This is a genomic window from Paenarthrobacter sp. NPDC089322 (assembly GCF_040684895.1).
GTDB lineage: Bacteria > Actinomycetota > Actinomycetes > Actinomycetales > Micrococcaceae > Arthrobacter.
The window spans coordinates 1-15,839 of record NZ_JBFBGW010000028.1 but is presented as its reverse complement, the minus strand read 5'-3'; the positions used below and the strand labels follow the sequence as shown (position 1 = coordinate 15,839).

General features: G+C 65.1%; 11 protein-coding genes. 9 read left to right on the top strand and 2 right to left on the bottom strand.

Features of this window, described 5'->3' with window-relative positions; all coding sequences use genetic code 11:
• The first annotated feature begins 93 nt into the window (after positions 1–93).
• The 6 genes from AB0N65_RS19590 (at position 94) to AB0N65_RS19565 (ending at position 9,497) form a co-directional block, all read left to right on the top strand.
• Complete coding sequence (locus tag AB0N65_RS19590; protein WP_364165586.1) at positions 94–1,071, top strand: ABC transporter permease; 978 nt, start codon at positions 94–96, stop codon at positions 1,069–1,071.
• 10 nt (positions 1,072–1,081) lie between these two features.
• Positions 1,082–2,008 (top strand): ABC transporter permease, encoded by a 927-nt coding sequence (locus AB0N65_RS19585; protein ID WP_364165583.1) that lies wholly within the window; start codon positions 1,082–1,084, stop codon positions 2,006–2,008.
• The gene (locus AB0N65_RS19580) at positions 2,005–2,958 is read left to right on the top strand and encodes an ABC transporter ATP-binding protein (protein WP_364165580.1); all 954 of its coding nucleotides are present in this window, start codon (positions 2,005–2,007) and stop codon (positions 2,956–2,958) included. The genes AB0N65_RS19585 and AB0N65_RS19580 overlap by 4 nt, the downstream gene beginning before the upstream one ends.
• Positions 2,955–4,136, top strand: coding sequence for an ATP-binding cassette domain-containing protein (locus AB0N65_RS19575; RefSeq protein WP_364165577.1), 1,182 nt, complete (start codon positions 2,955–2,957; stop codon positions 4,134–4,136). The genes AB0N65_RS19580 and AB0N65_RS19575 overlap by 4 nt, the downstream gene beginning before the upstream one ends.
• Positions 4,133–5,746, top strand: a complete 1,614-nt coding sequence (locus tag AB0N65_RS19570) for a glycoside hydrolase family 32 protein (RefSeq protein WP_364165574.1) — start codon at positions 4,133–4,135, stop codon at positions 5,744–5,746. The genes AB0N65_RS19575 and AB0N65_RS19570 overlap by 4 nt, the downstream gene beginning before the upstream one ends.
• Positions 5,747–5,819: 73 nt before the next feature.
• The gene (locus tag AB0N65_RS19565; protein ID WP_364165571.1) at positions 5,820–9,497 is read left to right on the top strand and encodes a glycoside hydrolase family 32 protein; all 3,678 of its coding nucleotides are present in this window, start codon (positions 5,820–5,822) and stop codon (positions 9,495–9,497) included.
• A 94-nt stretch (positions 9,498–9,591) separates the two neighbouring features.
• Here the strand turns inward: AB0N65_RS19565 and AB0N65_RS19560 are convergent, their stop codons facing one another.
• Positions 9,592–9,870 carry an HPr family phosphocarrier protein gene (locus tag AB0N65_RS19560; protein ID WP_364165568.1) on the bottom strand — a complete coding sequence of 93 codons (279 nt, stop codon included), beginning with the start codon at positions 9,868–9,870 and terminating at the stop codon, positions 9,592–9,594.
• Between the two features lie 32 nt (positions 9,871–9,902).
• A complete protein-coding gene (ptsP, locus tag AB0N65_RS19555) occupies positions 9,903–11,603 on the bottom strand; it encodes a phosphoenolpyruvate--protein phosphotransferase (protein ID WP_364165565.1) in 1,701 nt (566 codons plus the stop codon).
• Positions 11,604–11,732: 129 nt separating this feature from the next.
• Between ptsP and AB0N65_RS19550 the strand changes: the two genes are divergently transcribed.
• The 3 genes from AB0N65_RS19550 to AB0N65_RS19540 all read left to right on the top strand — a co-directional run bounded on the left by AB0N65_RS19550 (position 11,733) and on the right by AB0N65_RS19540 (position 15,688).
• The gene (locus tag AB0N65_RS19550) at positions 11,733–12,455 is read left to right on the top strand and encodes a TetR/AcrR family transcriptional regulator (RefSeq protein ID WP_159706494.1); all 723 of its coding nucleotides are present in this window, start codon (positions 11,733–11,735) and stop codon (positions 12,453–12,455) included.
• A 66-nt stretch (positions 12,456–12,521) separates the two neighbouring features.
• Positions 12,522–14,540, top strand: coding sequence for a PTS mannitol transporter subunit IICBA (locus AB0N65_RS19545; RefSeq protein WP_364165562.1), 2,019 nt, complete (start codon positions 12,522–12,524; stop codon positions 14,538–14,540).
• Positions 14,540–15,688 carry a mannitol-1-phosphate 5-dehydrogenase gene (locus AB0N65_RS19540; protein ID WP_364165559.1) on the top strand — a complete coding sequence of 383 codons (1,149 nt, stop codon included), beginning with the start codon at positions 14,540–14,542 and terminating at the stop codon, positions 15,686–15,688. The genes AB0N65_RS19545 and AB0N65_RS19540 overlap by 1 nt, the downstream gene beginning before the upstream one ends.
• The last annotated feature ends 151 nt before the right edge of the window (positions 15,689–15,839 follow it).

Genomic DNA, 15,839 nt, shown 5'->3' with positions numbered 1-15,839 from the left:
ACACTGCACGCCCGGCGGTGCTTCGCATCGCTGAAGGACAACCCCGCCGGGCGTGCCTCCACACTTTCCGCAATTCCCGAACGGAGGGAAACCGTGCGCTTCATCCTGCGCCGACTGGGTTTCTACCTGATCGCCTTCTGGGCATCCATCACCCTGAATTTCCTGCTCCCGCGCTTCATGCCCGGCGACCCTGTTTCCCGCATGTTCGCCCGATCCCAGGACAGAATGCAGCCCGAACAGATCGAGGCCCTGCGAAGGCTGCTCGGGGTGGACGACCGTCCTCTCTGGGAGCAGTACATCGGCTACCTGGGCAACATCTTTTCCGGCCAGATGGGCGTCTCCATCTCCCGTTTCCCCACGCCGGTCACTGAGGTCATCTCGTCCCAGATCGGGTGGACCCTCCTGCTGGGCGGAACCGCTCTGGTCATTGCCGCCGTCGTGGGTAACCTGCTGGGGATCCTGGCCGCTTGGCGTCGCGGTGGCGCGATCGACTCGGCGCTTCCGCCCGTGCTGGTCTTCATCGGATCGTTCCCGTACTTCTGGCTCGCGATGGGCGCGCTGTACCTCTTCGGCGTGGTGCTGGGCTGGTTCCCGATCCGCCACGCGTTCTCGGACGGCTTGGAGCCCGGGTTCACGTGGGAGTTCATCGGCGACGTCGGGGCGCACCTTGTGTTGCCCGCGTTGACGATCGTGCTGGTGTCCATTGGGGGCTGGATGCTGGGAATGCGGAACACCATGATCGCCACGAACTCCGAGGACTACATCACCATGGCCGAGGCCAAGGGCCTCCGGCCGGGCCGGATCATGCTCCGCTACGCAGCACGGAACGCGATGCTGCCATCCGTGACGAGCTTCGGCATGGGACTCGGATTCGTAGTGGGCGGCGCACTCCTTACTGAGGTGGTCTTCGCCTATCCCGGCGTTGGCTACCAGCTCCTGAACGCCGTCCAAGGCCTCGACTATCCGCTCATGCAGGGGTTGTTCCTGACCATCACAGCCGCCGTGCTGCTGGCGAACTTCCTGGTGGACATCCTCTACGTCCGCCTCGACCCGCGCGTGCGCAGCAACTGAGGGAACAACCATGAACCAACGTAAACCCAACCGCAGCTTCATCCACGGGCTCCTCACCAACAAGAAAGCCTTGCTGGGAATGTCCGTGATGCTCGTCTTCATTGTCCTGGCTCTGCTGGCACCGGTGCTTTTCCCGGGTGACCCGTCCAGGATCACAGCCATGGCCTCCATGGAACCCGACGCAGAGCACCTGCTCGGCACCACCGCCAAGGGACAGGATGTTCTGGCGTTGACCATCCACGGTGCCCGCAGTTCACTGCTGGTGGGCCTCACCGTGGGCTTCGCGTCAACGTTCATCGGCATCCTGGTGGGCCTGGCCTCTGCCTACTTCGGCAAGTTCATCGACGAAGCCCTGTCACTGGTGACCAACGTCTTCTTGCTCCTGCCCGGCCTGCCCCTGCTCGTGATCCTTGCAGCGTTCCTGCCACCCGGCCTGGGCACAGTGATCCTGGTACTCATCGTGACGGGCTGGGCGGGATCGGCCCGCGTACTGCGCTCGCAGGCACTGTCCATCCGTTCCAAGGATTTTGTTGCTGCGGCCGTGGTCTCCGGGGAGAGGGCCGGCCGGATCATGTTCCGCGAGATCCTTCCGAACATGGCCTCGATCGTCATGGGCACCTTGCTGGCCTGCGTGATCTACGGCATCGGCGCCCAGGCCGGGCTGGAGTTCCTGGGACTTGGCGACGTCAGCACCGTCTCCTGGGGCAACAACCTGTTCTGGGCCGGAAACGAAGGCGCCCTGCTCACCGGAAGCTGGTGGGTGTTCGTACCCTCCGGTGTCTGCATCGCATTGGTCGCATTTGCCCTTGCCCTCATCAACTATGCCGTGGACGAGGTCACCAACCCGCGGTTGCGGAAGATCCGCAAGCCGATGACTCCAACCCCGGCAACGTCGTCCCCCGCGGAACCCGCCCTCGAAAGGAGCGCCGCCAAATGACCGTTTCCCAGGTTTCGTTCGGCTCCCACGAGCCCGTCCTCGACGTCAAGAACCTCACCGTCAAGTACGTCGGCGATACCCGCTCAACCACCGCCGTCGACCGTGTTTCCTTCAGCATCGGCACCGGCGAGGTGTTCGGCCTGGCGGGTGAATCGGGCTGCGGAAAGTCGACCATCGCCAACTCGATCATGCGGCTCCTTAAGGATCCCGCGAAGATCGACGGCGGCAGCATCTCCTTTGGCGGCAAGGACGTCCTGGCCATGAGCCCGGAAGAACTGCGTCGTTTCCGCTGGCAGGACGTGGCCATGGTGTTCCAGTCGGCCATGAACTCGCTCAACCCGGTGCTGACCATCGGCGAGCAGATCGTGGACATCTTCACCACGCACGCAGGCTACTCGCGCAAGGAATCGCTCCGACGGGCAGGAGAACTGCTGGAGCTTGTGCGGATCGACGCCGGACGCCTCAAGGCCTACCCACACCAGCTTTCCGGCGGGATGCGGCAGCGGGCGGTGATCGCCATGGCAGTAGCGCTGAAGCCGTCGCTGCTGATCCTCGACGAGCCCACCACCGCCCTGGACGTGGTGGTGCAGCAGGAGATCATGGCCCAGATCAAGGAACTCCAGCGCGAACTCGGCTTCTCCGTCCTCTTCATCACGCACGACATGTCCCTCATGGTGGAGCTCTCACACCGGATGGCCGTGATGTACGGCGGGCGGATCGTCGAAACCGCCAAAGCCCAGGACGTCTACGCCAACCCCCGCCACCCTTACACCCAGGCGCTGATGGGCGCGTTTCCGCCGCTTACCGGGCCGCGGGTTCCGCTCACAGGACTGCCCGACGGCGTGAAGTTCCGGAACATCCCCGACCTCACCGAGGCGGCACCCGGCCACCTCGTGGCACCGTTCGGTGCCGACACCGAAGCACCAGTCCTGGAAGGAGCGGCACGATGAGCCACTCGGTCCTGTCCACCCGCCGCCCCGACCTCGCGACAGGCACCCCTTCCCTCGAAGTCCGCGGACTCGGCAAGTCCTTCCCCATCGGCGGGTTGTTCTCGCGGCACTCCGTCAGGGCCCTGCACGGCGTGGACCTTGCCATCGGCCGCGGAGAAATCGTGGCGCTGGTGGGGGAGTCCGGTTCCGGGAAGAGCACCTTGGCCCGCTGCGTTGCCCGGCTGGAAAAACCGGGCGAAGGCGAGATCCTGCTGGACGGGGTGGACGTCCTCAAGCGCGACCGCTTCCAAGCCTCACGCGCTTACCGTTCACAGTTGCAGATGGTGTTCCAGGACCCGTTCGGTTCGTTGAATCCGGCGCACCGGATTGAACATTTCCTGCGGAGGTCCTTGGCGATCCACGGCAAGGGCGGCTCCGGCAAGGGTTCCCGCCGCGGTTCCGAGGCCGCGATCCAGCATCGCCTTGAAGAACTCATGACCATCGTTGGCCTGCAGGCGGACATGCTGCATTCCTACCCGCACGAACTCTCCGGCGGCCAGCGGCAACGCGTCGCAATCGCGCGGGCGCTCGCGGTGGAACCCCAGGTGATCCTCGCCGATGAGCCCACCTCCATGCTTGACGTCTCGGTCCGGATCGGTGTGCTGAACCTGATGCGGAAACTCCGCGACGAGCAGGGCATCTCCATGCTTTACATCACGCACGACCTCGCGTCGGCCCGCTACCTCGCGGACCGGACCGCGGTGATGTTCGCCGGTGAGCTCGTGGAGGAGGGCGAGTCCCTGGACCTGCTGGCCAACCCCGCCCACCCGTACACCCAGCTGCTGGTCTCTGCCGTTCCCGATCCCGCCCGTGCCGGATCCTATGATCCCGTCCGGCGAGCCGAACTTCGCCGTGCCGTCATGGCTTCCACCTCGTGCGCCTTCGACGGCGACCCCCACCAGCAGTGCTCGGCTACCGAACCCGTCCGGCACCAGGTAGGCGACCCCGCCAACCGCCACTGGGTGCGTTGCCACCTGTACCGCCCAAGCGCAGGCGCGGGTGGCCACGCGCTGGCGACAGAACCTGCCGTGGACGACCCGGCGTCCGGCACCGCCGCGGCTGGCGCACCCACGGCCGGCAGCGCCGCCCAACCCGGCCACCCGGCGTCGAACCTTAACGAACAGAAGGCTTCCGCATGACTGAACTGACCCACCCGCTCGCCACCGTCCCGCGGAACGAGTTGCTTGCCCGCGCCGAGGCCGACCCCCTCCGGCCACGCTTCCATTTCGTGTCCCCGGCCGGCTGGCTGAACGACCCCAACGGCGTCAGCCAGTGGAACGGCACTTATCACCTCTTCTACCAGTACAACCCGGAGGGCGCGTTCCACCACCGGATCCATTGGGGCCACGCCACCAGCACGGACCTGGTTACGTGGACGGACCAGCCGGTGGCACTGGAACCGTCGGCGGGTCCGGACGCCGACGGCTGCTGGTCCGGCGTGTTGGTGAACGACGGCGGCACGCCCACCTTGGTCTATTCGGGCCGCGTCGGCGAGCACGAACTGCCGTGCGTTGCCGTGGGATCTCCGGACCTGCTCACGTGGACCAAGGTTCCGGAAAACCCTGTCATTTCGGCTCCTCCGGCAGGTGTGGACATCACCGCTTACCGGGACCACTGTGTGTGGCGGGAGGGCGCCGTCTGGCGTCAGCTGGTGGGGTCGGGCATCCGCGGGCGTGGTGGGACGGCGTTCCTGTACGAGTCCACTGACCTGCGTTCGTGGGAGTATGTGGGGCCGCTGTTCATCGGCGACGCATCGCAGGGAGATCCCGCGGATACGGACTGGACCGGGACCATGTGGGAATGCGTGGACCTGTTCCGGGCGGACGGTTCGGCGTTTGGATCCCTTGCGGTGGACGGCTCGCCGGACGTGCTGGTCTTTTCCGCGTGGGACGACGGCGATACGCGCCACCCGCTGTACTGGACCGGACGCTACTCCGGGGATTCGTTCGAGCCCTCGGGCCTGCACCGCTTGGACTTTGGTGGCCGTTTCTTCTACGCCCCGCAGTCTTTCCTGGACGAGTCGGGCCGACGCATCATGTTCGGCTGGCTGCAAGAAGGCCGGAGCGATGCCGCCATGGTGGAGGCCGGGTGGTCCGGCGTGATGAGCCTGCCGCGTGTGACCAGCCTTGCGGACGACGGGACGCTGCGCTTCGCCCCGGTTCCGGAGCTCGAGTCGCTGCGACGGGACCACGTGAGTGTGACTGGCCGCGTGCTGGTGGGTGCGGGAACGCCGCTGGAAACCGGGGTTGCCGGGAACCAGTTGGATCTGGAACTCGACGTGCAGTTGGCCCCTGGCGCGGTGCTGCGGCTGGGTGTGCTGGGGTCCCGCGACCCTAAGTCCGGCGTCCCGGGGGAGCGGGATGGCGCTGAGGAGACGGTGATCGAGCTCAGTCGTGGGCACGAAGGCGTCGGCACCCTTCGCCTCGACCGCACCCGCAGCAGCCTGGACGCCGCCGTGGATGTGGAGGACAAGTCGGGGCCCGTTTCGATGCCCGATGGCAGGGTGAAGCTGCGCGTCCTGGTGGACCGTTCCGCCGTCGAAATCTTCGCCAACGGCAAGCCCCTCACGGCACGCATTTACCCGACGCTGGGTGGCGGGCACGTAAGTCTCTCCGCCACGGAGGGAACAGTCCGCCTCCTGAGCTTCGATGCCTGGACCATGGCCGACATCTGGACCCCCGACATCCAAACCACCCCCGACATCACCACCCCCGACATCCAAGGAGGCCCCCGCACCCTCTTCCCATAGGACCAACGCTCTCTCACCTTTTCGACGTTCCCGGGGAACGCTCGCTCACCTACCGCGATCAAAGGCGATCTGAATGCACACACCCAAGGTAAACAGGAAGATAGTTGCCGGCCTCACAGCGGCAGTCCTGGGTGTCGGGATCGTGGGGACGGGGGTCACTGCTCCGGCGGTGGCCCTCAACCCCTCGCCCGTCACCCTCAACAGCACCACCAGTCCCATCCCGGACGCCGTCGGCGTCACCGGGTCGTGGACCCGGACAGCGCAAGGCGGGTACACCGCCGTCGCGCCTTCGGGGCAGAACGCGGCCGCCACCAGCGAGCAAGTGGTGGCCGGTACCGCCCGTTACACCGCCTCGGTAAAGATCGACGCCGGCAGCCCATTTGGCGTGGGTGCGCTTCTGTTCCGCACAACTCCGGACGCCAGCGCGGGATACGCGGCGACGATCGATCCCAACCTCGATCGTGTGCGGCTGTTCGACCTCGCAGACGGCCAGGATATTGTGGCGCCCGTGCCGTTGCCGCTGAACACGGGGCAGCCATACACAGTGGATGTCCATGTGGATGGTCCGCGGATCTACGTTGCCGTGGATGGCGTGGCACGGATTGACACCACGGATCTCCGATACGAGTCCGGCCGCGTGGGACTTCATGCGTTCAACGGCACAGTAGCGTTCGGCACTCCTGGCGTCAGGACAGTTGACGCCAACGTGAACGGCTGGAGCCTCACCAGCAATGGCTGGTCCGCCACGGCCACCGGCTTCAAGGGCGCTGCACCGGCAAACACCAACATCCGAGCCATCGCCACCGGCCAGTCGCCAACGGACGTCGACTTTTCCACAGATATCCAGGTCACGTCCCAATACGGCGTCGGCACGGTCCTCTTTCGAACCAACGCCGCCGGAACCGCGGGCTACGCCGCAGAAGTGGACCCGAACGCGGGCAGGCTCCGTCTCTTCCGGGTCTCGGACAACGCCACGCTGGGCACCTTCGCAACGACCATCACGCTCAACCAGGTCTATCGCTTGCGGGTCACGGCGTTGGGCAATCAGTTGGCGGTGCACTGGCAGACGGACTTCCTGGACCCGAACGGCGCCACTCCCGCCATCACGGCAACTGATTCGACACAGGCCGCCGGACACGTGGGCCTGGGCTCCTATAACGGGACCGCCGTGTTCCAGAGCATGACGCTTCGCGGTCTGGAGACGTCCCTTCAAGGTTGGCGCACGTCGTCGGGTTCGTGGGAGCCGGATGCCGCTGGCATGCGCGCCACGGTGGCGAGCGGCACCGCGGTGCGGTTCGTCCCGTCGGTGGCGCCCGACGTCGTTGCCTCCTTGGACGTTACCGTCACCTCCCCGGCGACTGCTTCGGTTGTGGCCCGCAGCGGTACCGACGGTACCGGCGGCCTGGAACTGAAACTCGACCCGGGCGCCGGAAAGGCGAGGCTCTACAACAGGGCGACACCGGCGCTTCTGACCGAGGGGACCTTGCCCGCCCACAGCTTCAAGGCGGGGCAACTCAACCGCGTGCAGTTCACGGTCCGCGGTACGGAGGCTTCGGCACTGATTAATGGCACACCCGTGCTAAATGGGACAGTTCCGGCGGCCACAGGCGCGGGAACCGCCCTGCTGGCCACCGGAACCGCTTGGTTCCAGAACGTCCGCGCGGACAACGTGGACCAGTACATGAACGGCCTCTACCAGCCCGGATACCACTACACGCAGAACTCGGGGAACAGCTCCGACCCCAACGGCCTGGTGTTTTACGACGGTGAATACCACCTCTTCCACCAGGACCGTGGCCGTTGGGCGCACGCCGTCAGCGCGGACCTGATGCATTGGAAGCAGTTGCCCATCGCCTTGCCGCACATGGCGGCGGGGGAGTCGTGGTCCGGCTCAGCGGTGGTGGATGCATCCAACGCGAGCGGCCTGTTCCCTGGCGGCTCCGGACTCATTGCCTATTACACGAGCTTCAACCACGACGCATGGAACGGAAACCCGTCCGTCCGCGCCGCCTACAGCAAGGACAAGGGCCGCACCTGGCAGACCGTCCAGGCGGCTCCCGTGGTGGAGAACCCTGGCGGCCCTAACGGGGGCTGGGACTTCCGCGATCCCAAAGTCACCTGGGATGCGGCCTCCAACAAGTGGGTCATGGTGGTGGCCGGCGGGGACCATATCCGCTTCTACTCCTCCACAGATCTCATCCACTGGACGTTCGCCAGTACCTTTGGCTATGGCGACTGGGTCCGCGGCGGCGTGTGGGAATGCCCCGACTTCTTCGAACTCCCTGTGGAGGGACAGTCCGGCGTAAAACGCTGGGTCCTGTGGTGGAGCACCGGGGCGGTCCGTGCCACGAACGGTTCGGCAGCGCAGTACGTCACGGGCACATGGAACGGCACGTCCTTCACCCCGGACACACCCGCCTCCACGGTGCTCCAGGCTGACCACGGACGCGACTACTACGCCGCGATGAGCTTCTTCGGCGCACCGGACAACCGGCGGATCATGCTCGGATGGATGTCCAACTGGGACTACGCCTTCAGCCCGCCTACGGGCCGCTGGAACGGGCAGCTGTCAGTGCCGCGCGAGATCAAGCTTGTGGATATCCCGGGCACGGGGCTCCGGTTGACCCAGGCTCCCATTGTGGAGGAAGAGTCACTCCGATCCAACACCTGGCAGACGGCCGATGTCACGGTAACCCCAACCTCAGGCAACGCGCTCGCGAATGCCTCCGGCCGGTCCTTCGAGCTCGAAGCCGAGGTGGGAGTTCCTTCCTCCGGCGGTGCGACGTCCTTCACGTTCGGGCTCCGGAAGGGCACCGGTTCAACCGGCGCCCAGGAGACCCGTGTGACGTACGACGCCGGTGCTGCCGCCATCACGGTGGATCGCGGAACCGCCGGGCGGGAGGACTTCACCCGGTACTTCGCAGGTTCAGCGGCGGACAACACCACCGCACCCTGGGCCTCCAGCACCGTCGGATCCGAGCGGAGGGTCAAACTGCGGATCCTCGTAGACGCATCTTCGGTGGAGGTCTTCGGCGGAAACGGCACTGCAGCCATCACGTCGCTGATCTTCCCGGACCCGTCGTCCACAGGGCTGTCCTTCTCCGCAACGGGTGGGAATGCGCGGCTGGTGTCCGTCAAAGTACACCAGCTCAGCGACACTGCCCGCCTGACCACGGCGCCGCCGTCGAACGTTCTGCCCCAAGCGACCGGAACGGCCCGCCACAACCTCGGCTCCTACGCCGTGGTTCCCGCTGGAAAGTGGGAAAGCTCGGGCGCTGGACTGGCAGGGACGTTCGACAAGGACTCCACGGCCATGAGTTCGTCGTCCTACAGCAACGTGCGCCTGCAGGCCACCGTGCGGTTCGGCGGCGAACCGTTCAACGGCGAGCTGCTCAACCGGGACCTGGCTCCGGAGAAGGGGTACGGCGGCGCGGGCTCGGTGCTGCTCAGATCCTCGGCGGACGGTTCCAGCGCGTACTACGTGAACCTGGACCCGAACCTCCGCGAGGTGCGCGTGTTCAAGCTGGTCAACGGAGTGTTCAATGTGATCGCGGGTGTTCCGGCGGCGCTGAGCCATGGGGTGGGGTACGCGCTGGACGCCTCCGTCAACGGGAGCCGGATCACGGTATCCGTCGATGGCGTGCAGCTCCTTGACGTGACGGACTCAGCACTTGGCTCAGGGAAAGTCGGCGTGAACGTGTTCGACGGGCGTGCCGCGTACCAAGACGTCGTGGTGACCGCGCTGCCGTAGCCACCCATTTCGTTGGTTCGCTGCGTACTGTGCCGTGCGCGCGGCACAGTACGCAGCAAGACCACGAATCGGACAGCTCGGGCAACGCGGGGAGTTACACCGCGTCCAGATCCGTCTCCAGCAACTTCACCAGCGTGTCCAAGGCCGCGTCTGCACCATCGCCCTCGGCCCGCAGCACCACGACGTCGCCCTTCGCGGCCCCGAGCGTCATGAGCGAAAGGATGCTGGCGGCGTCGAGGGCTTCATCGGCGGGCTCGCCCTGCATGGCGATCGTGACGTCCACGGGCTGCTCTCCCGCTGCCTCCGCGAAGAGTGCGGCGGGACGGGCGTGCAAGCCGGAGCTGCTGGCGATGGTGGCTGTGCGTTCGGGCATGGGTTTCTCCTTGATGACGAAACAAACAGAGGTTAAAGGCCGAGCTCCTCGAGCACGGGAAGCTTGGCACGGACCCAATCGCGGGCCTCGGTTGCGCTGGGCGCGGATAGGGCCAGCCGGGCGAGTTCCTGCGCCTGCTCCAGCGTGACAGTCTTCAGCACGGTCCCGACGGCGGCCAGGGACCGCGCGGTCATGGACAGCGTGCTGACACCCAGGCCCGTGAGTACGACGGCGAGGGCCGGGTCCGCGGCAGCCTCGCCACAGACTCCCACAGGCTTCGGACTGCTCCCGCGCCCGGACGCTTCGAGGGCAGCGCCTTCCACAGTGAGCTGTACGAGCCGGAGCACGGCTGGTTGCCACGGAGTGTTGAGTTCGGCGAGCGGGCCGAGTTGCCGGTCGGCGGCCATGGCGTACTGCGTGAGGTCGTTGGTTCCGAGCGAAGCGAATCCGACTTCCCTCAACACTGTGGCGGCGGTCAATGCGGCCGAGGGTACCTCCACCATGACCCCCGGTGTGCGGATGCCGGCCGCGGCACACAATGAAGCGAACCGGCCGGCTTCCTCAGCAGTGGAGATCATGGGAGCCATGACCCACACGTCGGCCTCGGATTCGGACGCCGCACGCGCAATCGCCGAGAGTTGGCGTTCCAAAACACCGGGCGTGGTGAAGTCCGTACGGTATCCGCGGACGCCCAGTGCAGGGTTGGGTTCAGTGGAGTCCGTGAGGAAGGGGAGTGGCTTGTCCGCGCCCGCGTCCAACGTCCGCAGGACCACCTTCTTGCCCGGGAATGCATCGAACACGGCCTTGTACGCTGCGGCTTGCTCGTCCACGGAGGGCTCGGTGTCCCGTTCCAGGAAACAGAATTCAGTGCGGAACAGGCCAACACCCTGGGCGCCAAGGCCTGCAGCTGCCACGGCGTCCTTGGCACCTCCGACGTTGGCAAGGAGCGGCACCAAGTGGCCGTCCGCCGTCGTGCCGTTTCCGTCAAAGGACGCCAGCGTAGCGGAAGTTTCCGCCCAAGCGGCGGCAGCAGAGCGCTGTTCCTCGGAGGGCGATACGGCCACAAAACCTGCAGCGCCATCCACGTAAACCTCGGAGCCGTCAGCAATCGAGTCGACACCGTGGGCTGCGACAACTGCAGGGAGCCCAAGGGAGCGCGCGATGATCGCGGTGTGCGACTGCGGTCCGCCACCGGACGTCACCAATGCCAGCACCAGGCCGGGGTCCAAGGTTGCGGTGTCGGCAGGAGCGAGGTCTTCGGCCACGAGGATGAATGGCGTTGTCGACGAAGGGATACCCGGTGCAGGAACTCCACGAAGCTCGGCCACGATTCGGGCCCGAACGTCCAGCACGTCGGTGGCGCGCTCGGCCATGTAGCCGCCCAGGTTGTGCAGCATTTCGGAGACAGAGGCGCCGGCTTCCCAGATGGCCCGTTCCGGGGAAGAGCCCGCGTTGATCAATTTGGTGGCGGACTTCAGAAGCATGGTGTCCTTAGCCATGAGGGCGGTGGCCTCGAGGACGGCTTTGCCGTCGCCGGTCGCGCCGTCTGCCCGGCGTTTCAGCTCGTCATGGACGGATTGTGCTGCGGCTTTCAAACCCGCGACGGCGTCTTCCGGACTGGCGGCTGCGGCCAACCGCTCTCCCGACGGCGGTTCGCTCACCGGTTTGGGCATTTGGCGAACAGAACCGATGATGCGGCCTGGGCTTACCCCTACTCCTTGGAAATTCTGCACTGAATCCTCTGTTCCTGCTGGTTGGTCAAGACCCGCCGGCTACGGCACCGAGAGCCTGTGAAGAAAGCCTACAAATTTCTGTTGTGAGCCACTTCATATAGCAACGCTATAGGTGCTAGGGTAGCGGTTATGAGTTTCGATGACCAGCTTCCGCCCAAAATTCGGTTGCTCCGTGCAGCTGCCGAATTGCTGGCGAATTCGGAGGGGTCAGCGGTCTCTACGCGCCAGATCACCAAGCTTGCCGGGGTCACGGCGCCAACGCTCTATCACCACTTCGGCGACAAAGAAGGGCTGTTCGACGCCGTCGTTTCAGCCGGCTTTGAAGAGTACGTGGCGGGGGAGCGCGATTTTGCACCGTCCGGGGAGCCCTTGGAAGACGTCCGGCGGATGTGGGACAACCACGTCCAGTTCGGCCTCACCCAACCCCATCTGTATCTGGTGATGTTCGGCAACATCCGTCCGGAAAGCCGCCCTGCGATCGTGGCTGACGCTGAGGCGCTCCTGGAGGAAATGCTGAACAAGGCCGCTATCGCCGGTCAGATCAACGTGCCGCCCCGCGAAGCGGCACGCAGCATCCTCGCGGCCAACGTGGGCGTTACGCTCATGCTCATCGCCGAACCGGTGGAAGAGAGGAACCTCGAGCTCTCAACGATGACCCGGGATTCCATGATCTTTGCCGTCTCCACGGAAACCGCCCGTGGCGCCGCAGCGGAGGACTCCGGCAAGTCCTCGGTAGTTGTTGCGGCAATCGCCCTGAATGCGGCACTGCAGGCCTCGCATTCGGACCAATTATCCAGCTCTGAATTGAAGCTCTTCCTTGAGTGGCTTCACCGTATTTCCAGCAGCTCCTAAAGCTGTTCTCTCTCGATCTATATCGACTGACCCCGCGCCGCCGCGGGACACACGTTAGGAATTCACATGGCAACAGAGACCGTTGCGAAGCCTCGCACCAGCCTGCGCGTTGGCGTCCAAAAGTTCGGAACCTTCCTGTCCGGGATGATCATGCCCAACATCGGCGCGTTCATCGCCTGGGGCCTGATCACGGCCCTGTTCATCGAGAAGGGCTGGATTCCAGTAGCCGAGTTGGGCGGCTTCGGCACCGACGCCGAGGGAGCCAAGAATGTGGGCATTGTCGGCCCCATGGTTACGTACCTGCTTCCGATCCTGATCGCCTACACCGGCGGCCGGATGGTCTATGACGTCCGGGGCGGCGTGGTGGGTGCCATCGCCACCATGGGTGTCATCGCGGGCACGGACGCGCCGATGTTCATCGGTGCCATGATCATGGGTCCCTTGGGTGGATGGACCATGAAGCAGATCGACCGCCTGTGGGAAGGCAAGATCCGGCCCGGCTTCGAAATGCTGGTGAACAACTTCTCGGCCGGTATCTGGGGTGCCGCGTTGGCGTTGGCCGGTTTCTACGGTCTTTCCTGGATTGTTCAGCGTTTCACCGAGGGAGCCGGAGCTGTTGTCGGGTTCCTCGTCAACAACGGCCTGCTTCCCCTCACCAGCATCTTCATCGAGCCTGCCAAGGTCCTCTTCCTCAACAACGCCATCAACCATGGGGTGCTCACGCCGCTGGGAATCCAGCAGTCGCTGGAGCAGGGCAAGTCCATCCTGTTCCTGCTGGAGGCCAACCCCGGCCCGGGCTTCGGCATCCTGCTGGCGTACATGTTCTTCGGCCGCGGTGCTGCCAAGGCCTCGGCACCCGGCGCCGCAGTGATCCACTTCCTCGGTGGTATCCACGAGATTTACTTCCCGTACGTCCTGATGAAGCCGATCCTGATCCTCGCTGCCATCGGCGGCGGCATGACCGGCATTGCAACCCTGGCCATTACCAACTCCGGCCTCGTGGCTCCGGCAGCGCCAGGTTCCATCATCGCCGTGCTCGCGCAGACGTCCCGGGACAGCTACATCGGCGTGATTCTCGCGGTGGTCCTTGCCACCACGGTTTCCTTCCTGATCGCGTCCCTCATCCTGCGCACGTCCAAGAACAGGGGCGAGGAAGATCTGTCAGAGGCCACGGCCCGGATGGAAGCCATGAAGGGCAAGAAGAGCTCCGTCTCCTCGACCCTCGTGGGCGACCGTGCTGAGCGCAGCGACGTGGCGGTCCTCACCCGCCCCGTCCAGAACATCGTCTTCGCCTGTGACGCCGGCATGGGCTCGAGTGCCATGGGTGCCTCCGTACTCCGCAACAAGATCAAGGCGGCGGGCTTCCCGGACGTCAAGGTCACCAACTCGGCCATTGCAAACCTGAACGATACGTACGACGTCGTGGTCACACACCAGGACCTCACCGAGCGCGCGCAGCCGCGAACCAGCAGCGCCGTGCACTACTCGGTGGACAACTTCATGAACAGCCCCAAGTACGACGAAATTGTGGAGCTTGTGAAGACCAGCAACACCGAGGGGCCGGCCGCGGCACACCCCACCGGTGCTGCCGAAGCAACAGCAGCCCCCAGCCACGGCGCGCATGCCGCTGAGCCGACTGCCGCCGTCGGGGGCAAGGGAGTCCTGCTCCGCGAAAGTGTGGTCCTGAACGGAAAGGCGCGTGACCGCGACACCGCGATCGACGAAGCAGGGCAGCTCCTGCTGGACCGCGGCGCCGTGGATGTCAGCTACGTCCACGCGATGCACGAACGCGAGGAATCCGTGTCAACGTACATGGGCAGCTTCCTGGCCATCCCGCACGGCACCAACGACGCCAAGGAGCACATCAAGCATTCGGCTGTGTCGATCGTCCGCTACCCCGAGGGTATCGATTGGGGCGGCAAGCAGGTGAAGTTCGTGGTCGGCGTCGCTGGCCTCAACAATGAGCACCTCCACATCCTCTCCTCCATTGCCAAGATCTTCACCAACAAAGCCCAGGTTGCCCAGTTGGAGGAGGCCACCACGGTTGAGGAAGTCCTGGAGCTGTTCGGAAAGGTCAACGCATAGTGAAGGCGGTCCATTTTGGGGCGGGCAACATCGGACGCGGATTCGTGGGGCTCCTGCTGCACGAGGCCGGCTACGAGGTGGTGTTCGCGGATGTGGCGGACGCCTTGATCAGCCAGTTGGCATCCGCGAGCAGCTACGACGTTCATGAGGTGGGCGAGAACCCCGCGGTCAAGACCGTGGACGGGTTCCGCGCCCTGAACTCCGGTACGCAGGAAGACGCCGTTGTTGAAGAGATTTCGACGGCGGATGTGGTCACCACGGCGGTGGGGCCGCACATCCTGAAGTTCGTGGCACCCGTGATCGCCCGCGGGCTGGCCGCACGCTCCGCCGAGTTGCCTCCCCTGCAGGTCATGGCATGCGAGAACGCGATCAACGCCACGGACCTCCTGCACCAGGAAATCAAGGCTGCCTGGGACGAATCGGCTGGTGAGTTGGACGCCGTCGCGGTTTTTGCCAACACTGCTGTGGACCGCATCGTGCCCAACCAGGCTCCCGGGCAGGGTCTGGATGTCACGGTGGAGACGTTCTACGAGTGGGTGATCGACCGCACTCCGTTCGGCGACAATGCCCCGCGCATTCCGGGGGCCACGTTTGTGGATGAGCTGGGCCCGTACATTGAGCGCAAACTGTTCACTGTGAACACCGGGCATGCTTCCGCAGCGTACTTCGGGTATGCCGCAGGGCTTGGGAAGATCTCGGATGCCATGGCCGAGCCTTCCGTTGCGGCGAAGGTCCGGGCTGTCCTGGAGGAAACCAAGGAGCTGCTGGTGGCGAAGCACGGTTTCGTCGAAGCGGAGCAGGAGGCCTATGTGCAGAAGATCCTGTCGCGCTTCACCAACCCGTACCTGCCCGACACCGTGGTGCGTGTTGGCCGTGCTCCGCTGCGGAAGTTGGGCCGGCATGAGCGGTTTGTCGGGCCAGCGGCGGAACTCGCCGAGCGCGGAGTTACCCCGGTTGCGTTGCTTGAGGCCATGTCTGCTGCCCTTCGATTCGACGACGGATCGGACGACGAAGCCGTGGAGCTCACCAACATGCTGGCCGAACTCGATGCTGCCGAACTGGTGGAGCGGGTCACCGAACTGACGCCGGCCCACCCTTTGTTCCCGGCGCTGCAGAAGCTCGTGGAGGACCGCCAAGCCGAAGCCTGATCGCTCTCTCATGGTTGGCCGGGTTTTTGGGGTCGCTCTCTCACGGTTGGCCGGGTTGCGGTCGTATGGTTTTCTGAGACAGCTTGATGGGAGATTCGTTTCAGATGTCCACGCCCAGAAGAAAATATGATGCCGTGTTTCGTGAGGAAGC

What these genes read in the sequence shown, in the direction of transcription:
- AB0N65_RS19580 (WP_364165580.1), top strand. Translation starts at nt 2,005, where the DNA reads ATGACCGTTTCCCAGGTTTCGTTCGGCTCCCACGAGCCCGTCCTCGAC.
- AB0N65_RS19550 (WP_159706494.1), top strand. Translation starts at nt 11,733, where the DNA reads ATGAGTTTCGATGACCAGCTTCCGCCCAAAATTCGGTTGCTCCGTGCA.
- AB0N65_RS19585 (WP_364165583.1), top strand. Translation starts at nt 1,082, where the DNA reads ATGAACCAACGTAAACCCAACCGCAGCTTCATCCACGGGCTCCTCACC.
- AB0N65_RS19545 (WP_364165562.1), top strand. Translation starts at nt 12,522, where the DNA reads ATGGCAACAGAGACCGTTGCGAAGCCTCGCACCAGCCTGCGCGTTGGC.
- AB0N65_RS19570 (WP_364165574.1), top strand. Translation starts at nt 4,133, where the DNA reads ATGACTGAACTGACCCACCCGCTCGCCACCGTCCCGCGGAACGAGTTG.
- AB0N65_RS19565 (WP_364165571.1), top strand. Translation starts at nt 5,820, where the DNA reads ATGCACACACCCAAGGTAAACAGGAAGATAGTTGCCGGCCTCACAGCG.
- AB0N65_RS19560 (WP_364165568.1), bottom strand. Translation starts at nt 9,870, where the DNA reads ATGCCCGAACGCACAGCCACCATCGCCAGCAGCTCCGGCTTGCACGCC.
- AB0N65_RS19575 (WP_364165577.1), top strand. Translation starts at nt 2,955, where the DNA reads ATGAGCCACTCGGTCCTGTCCACCCGCCGCCCCGACCTCGCGACAGGC.